12 protein-coding genes are annotated in these 15,820 nt (G+C 54.2%); 8 read left to right on the top strand and 4 right to left on the bottom strand.

Annotated elements, in window-relative coordinates; translation table 11 throughout:
• Positions 1 to 50: 50 nt before the first annotated feature.
• The 4 genes from A3L10_RS04980 (at position 51) to cdr (ending at position 7,507) form a co-directional block, all read left to right on the top strand.
• Positions 51 to 4,538 (top strand): S8 family peptidase, encoded by a 4,488-nt coding sequence (locus tag A3L10_RS04980; protein ID WP_088866655.1) that lies wholly within the window; start codon positions 51 to 53, stop codon positions 4,536 to 4,538.
• 72 nt (positions 4,539 to 4,610) lie between these two features.
• The gene (locus tag A3L10_RS04975) at positions 4,611 to 4,910 is read left to right on the top strand and encodes a DUF424 domain-containing protein (protein ID WP_088866654.1); all 300 of its coding nucleotides are present in this window, start codon (positions 4,611 to 4,613) and stop codon (positions 4,908 to 4,910) included.
• A gap of 44 nt (positions 4,911 to 4,954) precedes the next feature.
• Positions 4,955 to 6,121, top strand: coding sequence for a 60S ribosomal export protein NMD3 (locus A3L10_RS04970; protein WP_088866653.1), 1,167 nt, complete (start codon positions 4,955 to 4,957; stop codon positions 6,119 to 6,121).
• Positions 6,122 to 6,181: 60 nt separating this feature from the next.
• On the top strand, positions 6,182 to 7,507 hold the full coding sequence (gene cdr / locus A3L10_RS04965) for a CoA-disulfide reductase (RefSeq protein ID WP_088866652.1): 1,326 nt from the start codon (positions 6,182 to 6,184) through the stop codon (positions 7,505 to 7,507).
• 6 nt (positions 7,508 to 7,513) lie between these two features.
• Here cdr and A3L10_RS04960 read toward each other — a convergent pair whose 3' ends face one another.
• Positions 7,514 to 8,758, bottom strand: coding sequence for an MFS transporter (locus A3L10_RS04960; RefSeq protein ID WP_088866651.1), 1,245 nt, complete (start codon positions 8,756 to 8,758; stop codon positions 7,514 to 7,516).
• A 123-nt stretch (positions 8,759 to 8,881) separates the two neighbouring features.
• Positions 8,882 to 9,622, bottom strand: a complete 741-nt coding sequence (locus A3L10_RS04955) for a Rossmann-like domain-containing protein (protein WP_088866650.1) — start codon at positions 9,620 to 9,622, stop codon at positions 8,882 to 8,884.
• A gap of 116 nt (positions 9,623 to 9,738) precedes the next feature.
• On the opposite strand from A3L10_RS04955, the gene A3L10_RS04950 reads away from it, so the two are divergent.
• The 4 genes from A3L10_RS04950 to A3L10_RS04935 are packed head-to-tail and all read left to right on the top strand — an operon-like array spanning position 9,739 to position 14,256.
• Positions 9,739 to 10,689 (top strand): radical SAM protein, encoded by a 951-nt coding sequence (locus tag A3L10_RS04950; RefSeq protein WP_088866649.1) that lies wholly within the window; start codon positions 9,739 to 9,741, stop codon positions 10,687 to 10,689.
• Positions 10,690 to 10,721: 32 nt separating this feature from the next.
• Positions 10,722 to 12,167, top strand: a complete 1,446-nt coding sequence (locus A3L10_RS04945; protein ID WP_088866648.1) for a potassium channel family protein — start codon at positions 10,722 to 10,724, stop codon at positions 12,165 to 12,167.
• Between the two features lie 4 nt (positions 12,168 to 12,171).
• Complete coding sequence (locus tag A3L10_RS04940; RefSeq protein WP_088866647.1) at positions 12,172 to 13,302, top strand: ATP-NAD kinase family protein; 1,131 nt, start codon at positions 12,172 to 12,174, stop codon at positions 13,300 to 13,302.
• A gap of 54 nt (positions 13,303 to 13,356) precedes the next feature.
• Positions 13,357 to 14,256 (top strand): hypothetical protein, encoded by a 900-nt coding sequence (locus tag A3L10_RS04935; protein WP_088866646.1) that lies wholly within the window; start codon positions 13,357 to 13,359, stop codon positions 14,254 to 14,256.
• A 46-nt stretch (positions 14,257 to 14,302) separates the two neighbouring features.
• On the opposite strand, the gene A3L10_RS04930 is transcribed toward A3L10_RS04935, so the two are convergent.
• Both A3L10_RS04930 and A3L10_RS04925 read right to left on the bottom strand, forming a co-directional pair.
• On the bottom strand, positions 14,303 to 15,499 hold the full coding sequence (locus A3L10_RS04930; RefSeq protein ID WP_088866645.1) for a cysteine desulfurase: 1,197 nt from the start codon (positions 15,497 to 15,499) through the stop codon (positions 14,303 to 14,305).
• Positions 15,496 to 15,789, bottom strand: a complete 294-nt coding sequence (locus tag A3L10_RS04925) for a hypothetical protein (RefSeq protein WP_088866644.1) — start codon at positions 15,787 to 15,789, stop codon at positions 15,496 to 15,498. Before A3L10_RS04925 ends, A3L10_RS04930 begins: the two co-directional genes overlap by 4 nt.
• Between the last annotated feature and the right edge of the window lie 31 nt (positions 15,790 to 15,820).

The following is a 15,820-nucleotide window of genomic DNA, read 5'->3' as shown; positions in this document are numbered from 1 at the left end:
CGGTGCTCCATCCACAGTATAGGTGAACATTACAACCCGGAGGTGTCAGGATGAATCGGAAGGCCTTGAGTCTTTTGATTGTGGTAGTAATGTTGTTGGCGGTAGTTCCAGCATTACTTCCGAAAGCTATGGTAAGTGCAAATAGTGCTAGCTTGCCAGTACTCCATAAGGCCTCTGTTCATGAGGCATTGGTAAGTACCAAGCCTTTACCCAAGCTTGAGGATTCTCAAGGGTTAGCAACTGTACTTCGGAGGATAAAGGAAGACGCAGTTAAGGAAGACAAAACTACAGTTCGACTGATAATAGCTCCTGAAAAGGGACGTTCTGATAGTGTCCTAAACGAGCTTAGAAAGATAGGGACAATAGATCCCATCAGTAAGCCTGAGTTACAGTTTATTGTTGTTAGTGTTCCAATTTCCAAACTTATGGACATCGCCAATATCCCAGGCATCAAGTATGTTTGGAAGGACAGAATGGTCCGAATACCTAAACCTTCATGGGTTAAACTCTATGAGTACATAGTAAACTACCATCAACTACCGCCTCAACTTGAACCTAATAATATTGGATCATCTCCATACTTGTCCCTTTACGATTGGGACATGGAAGTCATTAATGCCCCCGAAGCTAGGAACAGCTATGGTGTAGATGGAAGTGGTGTAAAGGTTGCAGTTATTGATACCGGAGCCGATCCTGGTCAGCCGTATCTCCAGATAACCCCTGAGGGAAAACGAAAAATAATAACCTGGATTGATACTACTGGCGAAGGTGAAGTAAAACTTTCCTATAACTTTACTTCAGCAGACGTTTCTGGAGGGCTCGTCCACTTGGTACTCCATGACGTGCAGATTGATTGGGGGGCGTACTGGAAATTCCTTGTAATGGATCCAGTCTCTGAAGACTACCTTGGGAGGCCTGACAGGTACACTACAATCTCAACTCTGAACTTAACTATACAAGTTCCGAGTGAAGTAGTGTCTTCGAACGGGATTTACAAGTTTGGTTTCCTTCCAGAAAGGTACTTTGATCTGAATTTTGACAATAATATCGACGAGGTGTACTTTGTCCTAGCAGTTAATAGCACTGGAAACGGTTATGATACAGTTTATCTGTACCCAATTCCGCTACAGTTGAACACAACTGATGCAAGCTTGGAACCGGTTGTGCAGTATTTACTCGCTTCTGAGAATGCTTTAAATGCTGGAGACTACAATGGCTACATAAACAATTATTCTCTTGCAGTCAACATGTTCAAAAATGCCCTAAACGCAGTACCGGTTTCCAATGCTTCCTATAACTACACTATTGATCTTTCTGGTGCCTTTGAGCTTAAATCCTTCGAAATTGCAGGGGACTATGCGCCGCTAGGTCCAGGAATTGGTCCTGAATACGTAGTGAACTTAATGGTTGGATATCTAACCACTATGCCCGTTGCTTTGGCTTATACTGACGTAGTGCTCTCAATGATTGACTCTGAGGGAACCTCTATAGTGTTTGGATGGGATGGGGGACAGCATGGAACCCATGTAAGTGGCACTATAGCTGGTTATGGCGAACCTAATTCAGGATATCCATGGCCGTTTAATGAGACGGGAATGATTGGAGTTGCTCCAGGAGCGCAGTTAATGGAATACAGGGCACTTTCAAGTATAGGATATGGACAAGCTTCATGGATAATTGCAAGCATGATAGATGCCACCCTAAAAGGTGCAGATATCATCAGTATGAGCCTTGGAGGAAACGCTGACTATAATGATGGTACAGAAAGTCCAGACAACTTTTATGTTGATATGCTCTCGGACCGCTATGGGGTTACCTTTGTTATAGCAGCTGGGAATGAGGGGCCCGCAATGAACACTGTCGGAAGTCCAGGAGATTCCAGATTCGCCATTACTGTCGGTGCATACGTTGACCCAGAGCCATGGAAGTACTTTAGTATGCCAGGAAGTCCAGAGGTGCCTCCGCAGGTCACTGATTTCTCATCTAGAGGACCGAGGATGGATGGTCTCCTTGATCCCGATGTAATAGCTCCCGGGCAGTTTGTGTTCTCTACGCTCCCGATATACAGCTGGGGAGAGTACTACAGTTGGGCCTCTGATTGGTGGCAGGGGACTTCTATGGCCACCCCACATGTGGCAGGTGTTGCTGCATTAATCGTAGGCTATGCAAAAAAGAATGAGTTGCAATTTGATCCACTCAAGATAAAAGAATCCATCGAATTCTCTGCTACCCCGATACCTGGATACACGCTTGTTGACCAAGGATTTGGTCTGGTACAGGCAGACAAGGCTATTGACAAGTTCTCCAAAGTAGCACATGAAAACACGCCCTTACTTTACGTTGGAACTACATATAGTGACTTTAAGACTCCAATAGAGACTAATTGGCTCCCGAATAAGCCAGCAGAGTACATAAACTACCAATATGGCCTTCCTTACCTCTACGGTGGAATTTACATAAGGAACTCTCAGGTCACAACTGTTCCGGTTTCTGTGTACTCCCTAAACTATGAGGGTCACTTGAAGATAACAAGCACAGTGTCTTGGGCAAAGCCTTCAGTTACTGAACTTTCAGTCTCTGAGGGCAACAATGTTACTTTCTTCGTGACAATAGATTACTCTAAGATCCAAAAACCTGGTATCTACGCGGGGCTTATTTACATTGATAATCCATCAACAAACCTTGTCGAGGGTTACATCCCGATCACTGTCTTTGTTCCAGAACGGCCAGTAAATGGCCAGCTAGTGATAACAGACACATTCCAGGATGTCGGTGATTCTGTCCACAGATATGTATTCCAAGTTCCAGAGGGCACCCAGAGAATGGTTCTTAATATCACCACAGATTCAGGTAATTTCCTATTTATGCAACTTGTTCCCCCAACAGGAACTCATGTACTCAATTACCTAGGTTACGGTGCATTCGGACTCAGAAATAGGGTGATAGAGCTTCAAAATCCCCTCCATGGTACATGGGAACTTGTAATTTGGGACGCTAGGGAGTACAATACTGGATGGGAGTTCCATTCCACAATAAAAGTGAACTTCTACGGGATTACCTCCGAACCTAGAGTCCTCCATGTAAATGGGAATGTTGGGAGTCCCGCAGTGGGTTATATAACACTGAAGAATACTCTAGGGACATTTAATGCCACATTCCACGCTACGAACAATGTAACACTCTACGGTGGCATGCTCTGGGATACTGGGGGGGATATAAACGGTTATCCCCACGAGTTCTATATCGATAGTATGCATAATCCGGAGTTCTTTGAAGATGCAGTGTACCTTGAGGTCTCCGTGATTCCAGAGTACCCCGACCAAGACGTGTACGTGGAGGCAGTGTACAATTTATACAGCAACTATCCGACAATCCTTGTGACCTCCGGAGGAACCCTACAGATACCTCTTGTCAACAATAGTCTACCAGCGTATCTCTACATTGGATCAGATGAACCTGCCTACGTCTACTTGTTAGTAGTCTACAAGAATTCAGAGGTTCGTATTTTTGAGCCTATGATATCTGGAGAAATAGAATTCCCCAGTAATTCCGAGATCACAGTTCCCATACGCGTCAATGCAAGTGAGAATGGCACATACTTTGGGGCACTATATGCTACTGGAGCTGATGGTAGTGTAGTAGCGGTAGTCCCATTATTTGCAGAGATTGGCACTCCTGAGTTGGAAACAGTTCTCTTTGGACAGCCAGTATTAGGAGAATCTTCATTGATGACACTCAAGGTACTGGACAAAGCCACAATGAAGCCTATGCAAGGAGAAGCTACTGTCTACATTAATGGGCAGCAGTACATAGCCCATGATGGTGAGCTTCAATTCTACATCGCGCCTCTCCAGAAGGAGTACACATTCAACATCAGGGTTGTCAGTGAAGGATACCAAGATTATTCCAAGACCTTCGTCGTTAATGTAAATGAACCTGCTACAAATAGGTTGTATTCGCCAACCCAGATACCTCCGAAGGTTGTCTCTGGAGTGGGTAAGGTTACCGACTACGTTGCAGACAGCACAACACTAAGCATCACAGTGGACGGCCCAAGTGGAGAAACCGGCTACGTCATGGTTTCACTCCCCGCTGACACTCAGATAATCAAACTCCAGTCCAACAGTCACATCCTCAGTTATTACACCTTAGAATATCAGAACGGAATATACCTCTTTGTCAAGGTCAAGTACGCGTCCCCTGTAACGATAACTGTTGAGTACAAGACCGCCCGCTGGATTGTCAGCACCTGGAACTACGTCTGGTACATGCTCTACTGGAGGTACGACCAGAAGTTCGATCCGCTCTACCAGAAGGCCGTTGAGCTCGGCGTCGACAACGAGACACTCCAGGAGGCCATGAAGTACAAGGAGCTCGCAGACCAGTACTACGCAGAGGCAGAGAAGTATCTGACGCCCGGCAGGGACAACCTTGCCATAGCCGCCCTGCCGCACATTCGCAAGGCGTACATCAACATCCGCAAAGCGTACAGCATACTGGAGGAGGCCATCAACGAGATTGAGGGCTCCGAGGGCTGACGCCCTCTCTTTTCTCTTGATTTTTCCCAACGCTTTTAAACCATCGGACGTTTCTTCATTCGGTGTCGCTCCATGATATACGTCAAGGTGTACAGGGTTCAGGGAGAGGTCCTTCTGGCTGCATGCGACGAGGAACTCCTGGGAAAGACATTCAGGGAGGGTGAGCTGAAGCTTGAGGTGAAGGAGCGCTTCTACAAAGGCGAACTTGTCGAAGAGGACGCCCTCGGCTCGCTGCTCGAAGAGGCCACGATAGCAAACCTGACTGGAGAAAGGTGCGTCTCCAGGGCGATTGAACTTGGTTACGTGGATGAGGAGCGCATCCTGAGGATTGCGGGCGTTCCCCACGCTCAGATGGCAAAGCTCTTTCTGTGATTAGATTTTTAAACTCCCTTTCTCACTTCTCCCCGGTGAGATGAATGAGCGAGAGGTTCTGTTACAGATGCGGGATAAGCGAGAGCGAGGGAGGGCCGCTGATAGACGGCCTCTGTCAGGTCTGTTACCGAAAGGAAAACCCCGTTCTGCTCATTGAAGGCGAGATAAACACCGAACTCTGCCAGAACTGCGGGAGCTACAAGCGCAGGGGCGTTTGGGTCGATCCGAACAGCTACGACCTTGAGGAGCTGATATTTGAGGTTGCAGATAACGCCCTGCTGGAAACCATTGGGGACTCACTGGACGAGAGGGTGAGGGAGTTTGAGATAGTCCCCCTCGAGGAACTTGAGGAGACGGAGGAGCTTCCGGTTGGGAAGGCCCTCGTTGCCTTCCAGCCCGTTGACTGGCACATAGAGTACTTCCCGGCGATAATCACCTACGAGGTCAGGGTCAAGGCGAGGATACATGAGCTTCAGAGGGAGCTTCACGACGAGACCAAGCACGTTACCGTCTACGTCCGGCAGACGGTCTGTCCTCGCTGCTCAAAGTTCTTAGGCGGTTACTTCGAGGCGATACTCCAGGTCCGCGCCGAGGACAGGCCACTAACCGATGAGGAAAGGAAGGCCATCGGAAAACTCGTCGAGGAGAAGGTGGATGAGATAATGCGCAGGGATAGGATGGGCTTCATCCAAGACACGATAGAGAAGGAAGAAGGCTTGGACTTCTACATGGGCTCCACGTCGAGCGCCAGGAAGCTGGCGCAGGCGATAAGGGAGCGCTTCGGGGGCACGATAAGCGAGGCCTACGAACTCGTTGGGGTTGACAGGCAGACGAGCAGGGAAGTGTACCGCACCAGCGTGAGCGTGAGGATCCCCAAGTTTCAGAAGGGAGACCTGGTAGCGGACAGGCACGGCAACGTCTACGAGGTCGAGCGGGTTGACGGCAAGGGCATGAGCATTAGGAACCTGGCCACCCGCGAGAGCGAATACCACGACTGGAAAACCGTTAAGCGCGAGGGCATAGATGTGGTCGAGGGCGAGAGGAGCGAGGCGATGGTGACGAGCATAACCCCGAGGGAGGTCCAGCTTATGGACATGGAGACCTACGAGACCTACGAACTAGAAAGGCCCTCCATGGAGCTCAAGGAAGGCGAGGTCTACCGCATGATAGAGGTCAAGGGCAGGAAGTACTTCCTCGGCAGAAAGGAATGACCCGTTTCTGTCCCACCAATCTTTTTAACCTTAGGTTTTGAACCTTTCCTGGTGATGCTCATGAAGAAGACGGTGGTTATCATAGGTGGTGGAGCGGCCGGAATGAGCGCGGCTTCGCGCGTTAAGAGGCTCAAACCGGAGTGGGACGTCAAGGTCTTCGAGGCTACCGAGTGGGTCAGCCACGCTCCCTGCGGCGTGCCCTACGTTGTCGAGGGCATCTCGCCGAAGGAGAAGCTCATGCACTACCCGCCGGAGGTCTTCATCAAGAAGAGGGGCATAGACCTCCACATGAGGGCGGAGGTCCTTGAAGTCGCCCAGGGGGAGGTCAGGGTCAGGGAGCTCGATGGGGAGCACACCTACGGATGGGACTACCTCGTCTTCGCTAACGGCGCCTCGCCCAGGGTTCCGGCGGTTGAGGGAATCGACCTCCCGGGAGTCTTCACCGCGGACCTCCCGCCAGATGCCGTTGCCATAAGGGAGTACATGGAGAGGAACAGCGTTGAGAACGTTGTCATCATCGGCGGCGGGTACATAGGCGTTGAGATGGCCGAGGCCTTCGCGGCCCAGGGGAAGAACGTCACCCTCATAGAGAGGAACGAGAGGGTCATGGCCAAGGCCTTCGACAAGGAAGTCACTGACGTCCTTGAAGAGGAGATGAGGAAGAGGATAAACCTGAGAACGCAGGAGATAATCCTGCGCATCGGGGGTGAGGAGAGGGTCGAGAGGGTCATCACCGACGCCGGTGAGTACAGGGCCGACATCGTGATACTGGCCACGGGGATAAGGCCCAACGTTGAGCTGGCCAGGGAGCTTGGCGTAAGAATGGGCGAGACTGGCGCTATATGGACGAACGAGAAAATGGAGACGAGCGTCGAAAACGTCTACGCCGCCGGAGACGTTGCCGAGACGAAGCACCTCATCACCGGCAGGAGGGTGTGGATACCCCTCGCTCCCGTCGGAAACAAGATGGGCTACGTTGCCGGAAGCAACATAGCCGGGAGGGAGGTGCACTTCCCTGGAGTGCTTGGAACGAGCGTGACCAAGTTCTTCGACGTTGAGATAGGCAAGACCGGCCTGACGGAGGCCGAAGCGATAAGGGAGGGCTACGACGTCAGGACTGCATTCATAAAAGCCGGCACGAGGCCGCATTATTATCCAGGTGCCAAGCCGATATGGCTGAAAGGAGTTGTGGACAACGAGACGAACAGACTCCTTGGAGTTCAGGCCGTCGGTGCGGAGATACTGTCGAGAATAGACACCGCGGCGGCCATGCTCACCGCGGGTTTCACGACCAGGGATGTCTTCTTCACGGATCTGGCGTACGCACCGCCCTTCGCCCCGGTCTGGGACCCGCTCATAGTCCTTGCCAGGGTTCTGAAGTTCTGACTCTTCTCACTTTTTCAGCAGGGCGATGCTGGTGCCCAGCAGGAGCAGTCCTGCTCCAAAGATTGGGACAAAGCCGACGGTGGAAGCGGCAAAGCCGCCGAGGGCGCTGCCCGTGATGTACCCCGCCGAGCTGACGACGTTGTAAGTCCCCATTGCGCTGCCCTTCTCCTTTTCTCCGGCCCTCTCGCTGACTATGGCAGTCGAGGATATTCCGATGAAGGCCCAGGAGTAGCCAGCCAGGATATAGGAGGCAACGGCCAGTGGAAGCAGCACCGGGGAGAGCAGGATTCCGAGCACCATCGTGGCGAAGGCCCCGGCGCGGAGGAGCAGTCCCTTTCTCAGGACCCCTTCCTTCCCTCCCCCCATCGCGACCCCGACGCGGGTGTAGTTCATCGCCGAGACCGCGGAGTTGGCTATGAGTGCCAGGTACACGACCTCCCTCGTGTAGCCCTCACTCGTGAGGAGCACCGGCATCTGGGGAAAGTAGAGGCCTGCAGCTATCCAGAAGAGCAGGAAGGCTATGTAGAACCTCCTCAGACCCTCTGGAAGGCTGAAGTTGGTGTGTAGTATGAAGCTGGGGAAGTAGCGGGCCTTTTCGACGACGTAGTTGCCGAACGCTTTGATGGCCCGCCTGTTGATGTATATCGGAGCCTCCCGTATCATCCGCTCCCCCATAAAGACCGAGGGCAGGCCCAGGATGGCGAAGGCTATGAACAGCTGGGGCATGGTCAGGAACCTCGACAGGCCAAAACCGAGAACCAGTCCGAGGACCCACCCCCAGCCGCTTATCTCGTTGAACTTGCCGATGGCGTGGTCCCAGCTGTGCTTCCTCACGCTCCTCAGCACGAGGGCTATGGGAACCGATAGGGTTGGGGCAAGGAAAAATGCGTATACCGTGTTTACCGCGATGAGCTGAGCCGGGGTCTTCACGAAGGCCATCGCCGTAAGGAAGAGCGGAACGCTGGCAAAGCCAAGGAGTATGAACGGCTTTCTCCGCAGTGTCCTGTCGCTCACCCTGCCCCAGAACAGCGCGCCGAGCATCGAGGCCAGGCTTGCGAGAGCGAAGGTCAATCCAACGGTTGAGGCGTTCCCCCCGAGTTCCAGGAGGTAGAGGCTAACCAGGGCGGAGCTTCCACCGGTGGCCACCTTGAACGGCACGAAGGAGTAGAACCACCTGGGCATCCTGGGGATGTAGCGGTAGCGGTTTGCGACCGATGCGTTCCTCACCGCGATGGCAACTCTCTGACTCATTTTTCTCACCTTGAGGCCTCCGGGAGGCCGGTTTAGTTTAAAAAGATTCGTGACGCAGGGCATACCGTAATGTCCAGAATGGTTCATTTAATGGGCCCGGAATAAAGAATGAAGAAGAAATCCTCATATTTCGAGGACGTATTTCCTACTCTCGTCGGAGAAGCCCCTGAAGCAGCCGAGCTTCAGCTGGAGTATCGCCCTTTCAACCTTCACGACCTTCATCGAGGCCACGTGAGTCACCCCGGTGCCCCTGAGGAACTCCGGGAGGACCTGTCCCGTGGGGCCGGTCAGGAGGAAAATCCTGGCGTTCTTTGCCCTGTCGAGGAGCATGTCGAGGGTTCCGTTGATCATGCAGGAGGCGCTCGCCATCACGGCGTCCACCTCCGGCAGAAGCCAGTACTCCAGGGAATCGCTCAGAGTTTCCCTATCCCAGAGCTTCGGGTTTCTCTCGAAGACGTAGAGCTCGAAACCTCTCTCCCGCAGGGCCCTGACTATCGGCGGCATGTTTCCGATGACGGCTACCTTCTCGACGTCGCCGTCGAGCAGTTCCACGGCGTCAACCCACTTTGCATCACTCAAGTCGATGTAGTACTGAGAAACCGCGTTTATCGCCGCCAGGCCCAGGGACCTCTCGATGATGTTGAGGCTGTCGGCCCTTTCAATGAACGCCTCCAGAGCGGGCTCCTCGATGGAGTTGTCGAATCTCCCTATCTCCTCGGGGAGGGTCATGGCAACGCCGAGGGCTTTTCCCCTCTTCCCCTCAATCAGCACGTAGGTGTAGGGCAGGCCAAAGGAGAAGTCCAGAACCTTGAGCTCCTCGTCGATGAGCCTCAGGGCCTTTTTCTTGAATTCGGTCAGCAGCATGCGAACACCTCACTCCCCAGCGGTGATTACCCTGTTATCCTTCTTCCTTCCCATTTTGAACCTTCCGTTTGGGCAAACCTTATACGCTTTTAGGTTAACCTAATTCTGGTGGTGACATGATAGCCTTCGGTCCGGTTCCATCGAGGAGACTCGGTAAGAGCCTTGGAATAAACAACATACCCGATAAGGTCTGCTCCTACGCCTGCGTCTACTGCCAGATAGGCAGAACCCTGAGGATGGAGGTGGAGAGGAGGGCTTTCTACGAGCCGGAACTGATCTTCGAGGAGGTTTCGCGGAAGGTCGAGGAAGCCGAAGCGGCCGGGGAAAGGATAGACTACATCACCTTCGTTCCCGACGGGGAGCCGACGCTCGACGTAAACCTGTCCAGAGAGGTGGAGATGCTGAAATCCCTAGGGATACCCCTTGCGATACTCACGAACTCCTCGCTGATATGGAGGGAGGACGTCAGGGAGGAGCTTTTTGAGTTCGACTTCGTCTCCCTGAAGCTCGATGCCGTGAGCGAACCCCTCTGGCGCAGGGTGGACAGACCCCACAGGAGCCTCTCGCTTGAGAAAATCCTCGACGGCATGCTCACCTTCGCGGACGGCTTCGGAGGGAAGCTCGTTACCGAGACCATGCTGATAAACGTTGACTACGGCGGAGAACTTGAAAAAATTGCTGACTTTCTGGCGGAGCTCGGGCCGGACAAGGCGTACATAGGAATCCCCACGAGGCCTCCCGCCGAACCGTGGGTCGAACCTGCGAGCGAGGAGACGATACACCTCGCCTACCAGCTGTTCTCGGAGAGACTCGGCGGGGACCGGGTCGAATACCTCATAGGCTATGAGGGGAACGCCTTCGCCTCAACCGGGGACGTCGAGGAAGACCTGCTGAGCATAACCGCAGTGCACCCGATGAGGGAAGAGGCTGTGAGGGAGCTCCTGAGAAAAGCAGGGGCCGACTGGGACGTGGTGGAAGGGCTTATCCGGGACGGAAAGCTAATCGAACTCGAGTACGGGGGAAGGCGTTTCTACATGCGCGCCCTCCCGAGCAGGAGAAAACCTTAATTATTCGGGAAGCTAGTTTACCGGGGAGGGCCATGTGCGAGTACACCTACGAGAACGGGCAGAGGTGCAGGTTGAAGCCCATAGAGGGCTCCGCCTACTGCCCCCTCCATATCCCCTACGACGAGGGCGAGAGGCTTTTGGGGGATGAAATAAAGAGGGTGAAGGAGGAGGCTTTTCTCAAGAGGCTCAGGGCGGGCCAGACCTATTTTGAGGGTGTTTACCTCTACGACGTCAAAATAAGCGATTTCAACGCTGAGAAGCCGATAGTCTTTAAAAACTCCCAGGTCAGGACGATACTCTTCGAGGGCGTTAACGTGTCGGGTGTAATCTTCTACAACTCCACGGTGGGCAGGCTGGTCGTCTTTGAGAGCGAGCTGGGAACGTTCACCGTTCACGGCTCTCACATTTTCGGCCTGAACCTGCTCCGCGTTGGGTTCTCCAACTCGGTCTACATCAGAAATTCGAGCGTTCGCTACGTCATGATAAACTCAACCGAGTACACCGGCAAGGGGGAGGAGGGCGAAAAGGAGTACGGGGAGCGCAGAACCGCGACCGGGAGGATAGAGCTGAGCGACCTGAGTGAAGTCCGCAGGATTGGAATAAACGTCCGCTATCCCCTCCTGCGGAAAATCCTTGAGGAACATGGGGTAAAGCCATCCGAATCGCGCGAGAGGGCTGTTAAGGCCACCGCCCTTGTTCTCCGGGACATAGGCTTCGACCAGTCGGCGCGCTTCAAGAGGCAGGTCAGGCTCAGCATAAGGCGGTTCCACGGCAACCTCGTGCTCGAGAACTTAAACATTTTTGGCCACGCCGAAATTCTGGGAAGCTGGCTCAGGAATCCCGAGTTCGTGCACACTAGGGTCATGGGCAACCTGATATTCCGGAAGGTATCTTTCCACGGCGACTTTGCCTGGAACTCCACGGTTCTGCCCAACATCCCGGTGGAACTCAACGTCGAGGGCTTCGTTGAGGTCGAGGACTGTAAGTTCAACAGCCACCGCGCTGCGGAAGTTTTCTACCGCCTCGCCAGGATAAGCTGGGAGCGGAACGGGGACTTCGAGAGGGCCGACCGCTACTACTATCTGGAGATGGTGGCCAAGAGGAACTCCCGGCTGAGCGGCAGGAGGAAGGGGATTAAGAGGCTCTTCATGAGGATGGAAGCACTTTTCGAGTGGCTCTTTGCGGATTTGACCTGCAAATACGGCACCGACTGGAAGAGGCCCATACTCATATGGCTCGGCGCGGTCAACGTCTTCTTCCCAATCCTGTTCTTTCTGACGCGGAGCGTCGAGGGCATCTCCGGAGCTATGGGCTTTCTCGACTACGAGTACTTCAGCGTCGTCACCGCAACTACCCTCGGCTACGGCGACTACCACCCGATAGGGATTGGGAGGGTTATAGCCTCCGTCGAGGCCCTGTTTGGCATGTTCATGTGGGCGGTCTTCCTGACGGTGTTCGCGAGGAAATACATGAGGTGATAGCATGCGCGTTGGACTGATAATCAACCCCATAGCTGGAATGGGCGGTAAGGTGGCCCTGAAGGGCACGGACGGCGTCGTTGAGGAGGCCATAAAGAGGGGTGCAAGGCCCATCGCGGCCGACGTTGCGAGACTTTTCCTCCACGAGCTGAGCAACTACGCGGAGGGAAAGGACGTCGAGTTCTTAACCGGACCCGATGGTTTGGGGGAAGAGGTTCTGGCGGAGTTCGATTTTCCCTACGAGGTCATCAGACACAGGGATGTACGCTACCGCGAGGTCCTCGGCGTTAGGATTCCGGATACGGATAGCGACGACACGAAGGAACTCGTGAAGAGGATGCTCGGCCGGGTTGAGCTGATAGTCTTCGCCGGCGGCGACGGAACCGCGAGGGACGTTTTCAGCGTCGCCGGGAGGGAGGTTCCGATACTCGGCGTTCCGACGGGCGTTAAGATGTTCTCCGGGGTCTTCGCGGCATCCCCCGAGGACGCAGCAAGGCTCGTAGTTGAATTCCTCAACGGGAATGCCAAGCTTGTAGAGCGGGACGTCATGGACCTGGATGAGAACGCCTTCAGGCACGACGAGGTGAGGCCAAAGCACTACGGGAAGGCACTGACACCCTATGCCGAGCTCCTCCTTCAGGGTGCGAAGGAGCCCACGAAGACGGACGAGGCCGAGGACGTGGATGCCATAATAGCTGCCCTGGCCGAGGAGCTTGAGGATGGGATATATTTCCTCGGTGCTGGCTCAACGGTAAAGAAGCTCAAAGACCTGCTGGGGATAAACGGAACGCTCCTGGGCGTTGACATCGTTGAGATTAAAAACGGTGAGGCTAGGCTCATCGTCAAAGATGCCGCGGAGAAAGACCTGCTGAGGTTCGCGGGGGAGAACGCCAGAATCGTTGTAACCGTAATCGGGGGCCTTGGATTCCTCTTCGGCAGGGGAAATCAGCAGTTCTCGGCGGAGGTTCTGCGAAGGATTCCCAAGGAGAACATAATCGTTGTGGCGACACCTTCCAAGCTCAGGAACGGCTTCGTTAGGGTTTACACCGGCGACAGGGAGGTCGATGACAAGCTGCGCGGCTACATCCGGGTCCGCGTCAGCCCATGGATGGAGCGGATGGTGAAGGTGCTCTAAACCGAACCAGAATCCGTTTATAGAACCTTTTCCTATTCTCCATCGGTGAACCGTATGAAGTACAGTCGTATAGCGGTTAGGCTTTTTGAAAGGGAAGGGGAGGACGTTTTCTACGACCCCGTTTACCACGGTAGGACTCTCAAGGTCTTTGGAATGGACGAATGGCCTGGGAAGGCCCTGAAGTACTTGGCGGGCAGGTACAGGGAGATTGACTATGGAGTCGTCATCTTCGACACGGAGGGAGACTTTCCGGAGGAGGGGTTTGACACCATCATCAGGGTGAAGGACGGCCAGGGAACGGGCCTCGACCCAATAGCCCTCGCGAGGGAGGACCTTCTCGACGGCTACACCGCGGCAACGATAGTGCAGACCGTCTATGGGTTGGACAGAACCCTGACGGACAGGCTCTACGCCGACTTCCTTGCCGGAAAGGTGAAGAGCGTTCCCGAGGCCATGAAATCTGAGGGAAAATACGCCGAGGTTATCCAGGAGAGCTACACGCCTCTGGACGAGGCCTTCTACTCAGGGAAACCGCCGAAGTTCGGGAAGAACATCCTGGTGGAGCTGGGTGAGACATACAGCATAACCATTGCAGGCATAGCTTTTCTGGTTGTGAGTGCGGTAATCAGACACAGGAGGAACACCATGATAGGCGTCAACGACGCCGCGGTCTTAGCCTACACCACGGCCGGCGGTGCCGCCATACCCCTGATAACGAGGCCCATTCGGGCCAGGGTGACGGTTCTCGCGACGCAGTACGCGATAGATTCAATAATGAACCTGGCCGGTCCGAGCCTGGTCCTTTACCACGACCCGGACATCCAGAGCGTTATCTACGAGACGAACGGTGTTCCCCCGGGCCCGATGAGGAAGCACGTCCACAAGGGGGAGGGGGCCTTTATCTACCGCACCCCGGAGACGATAAACGTCGAATGGGGTGAGCTGCCCCTCTGATTTACATTTTCCCGAACGACAGCCGTTCAAAAGGGAAATGGGAAAATCACCTCAGGCTCCTCACCAGCTCTTCCATGACGCCGAGGAAAGTCTCGACCTCTTCCACGCTGTTGTAGACATGGAACGAGGCCCTAGCCGTGCCGTTTATCCCGAGCTTCTTCATCACAGGTAATGCGCAGTGGTGACCGCTCCTCACCATGATGCCGTGCTCGTCAAGTATCGCCGCGACGTCGTGGGGATGGAGCGGTGGAACGTTGAAGCTGACGACACCGGCGTGCTTCTTCAGGTTCCTCGGCCCGTACCAGGGCACTTCGAGCTCATCGAGGCCCTCGGTTATGCGCTTGACGAGCTTGTGCTCCTGTCTCTCGATTCTGTCTATCCCGATTTTCTCGATGTACCTTATTCCAGCGGCGAGGCCTATCGCGCCGCCTATGTTGGGCGTTCCAGCCTCAAAGCGTTCGGGTGGCTCGGTCAGCTTGTAGTCCTCCAGCCCGACGTCCTCTATCGTTCCACCTCCTATCAGCGGCGGCTCGAAGGTCTCAAAGAACTCCTCGTTGATGTAGAGAACGCCTATTCCAGTCGGCCCCATCGGCCCCTTGTGGCCCGAGAACCCCAAGAAGTCCGCGTGGAGCCTCTTCACGTCCACCTCCATGTGGCCGGCGCTCTGGGCGGCATCAACGACGAATATCGCCCCCGCTTCCTTCGCCATCTTTCCGAGTTCCTCGACCTCGTGGATAACACCGAGGGCGTTGGAGACGTGCTGAACTGCCACCAGCTTCGCGTCTCTAATCTTCTTCTCAGCGTCGTTCAGGTCGAGGTTGCCCTCGTCGTCGCCCTCTATGAACTCGAGCCTCAGCCCGAGCTTTTTGGCCAGCCTCTGCCATGGGAGCAGATCCGAGTGGTGCTCGTAGGGCGTCGTCACTATCTTGTCGCCGGGCTTGAAGAGATGCTCAAGACCGAGAGCAACTAAATTGAGGCTCTCGCTCGTGTTTTTGGTGAAGACTATCTCCTCGAACTCCGCGTTGAGGAAATCGGCAACGACCTTCCTGCTCTCCTCGTACTTGTGGGTCGCCATTTGAGAGAGCCTGTGTATTCCCCTGTGGACGTTGGCGCGGTACTTGAGGTAGTACCCGTCCATCGCCTCTATAACCGGCCTCGGCGTGAGCGAAGTAGCCGTGTTGTCGAAGTATATGACCTCCTCGGTCAGTGGAATGTCCTTCCTAACGTCCTCCGGAATCCTCATGAAACCACCTCCAGAACTCCAGCGCAGTCGTAGATGATTCGAGCGAGCTCCTCACCTTTTTTTGCATCCTCGAGGAGCTTGATTATTATCTTGCCGCTCGGATAGACGCTCGTTTCATAGCCCTCCATTTCGAGAATGAGCATCATCCCCGGCAGGAGCTTCTTCACGGTGTAGCCCTTCTCCTTCAGGCACTGGGCGGTTCTCGTGAGGTCAACCTTCACCTTCCTGTCCCACGAGTAGCCGCTTATGACGACTCCCTTCATCGTTACGCAGGGCTTTGCGATTATCATCTCCCTCACCGGTCGAAATTGGAAAAAGAGC

Source organism: Thermococcus radiotolerans, from assembly GCF_002214565.1.
In the GTDB taxonomy this organism is placed as follows: Archaea; Methanobacteriota_B; Thermococci; order Thermococcales; family Thermococcaceae; genus Thermococcus; species Thermococcus radiotolerans.
The sequence above is the reverse complement of the archived record's forward strand: the minus strand, read 5'-3'. Positions and strand labels throughout refer to the sequence as shown.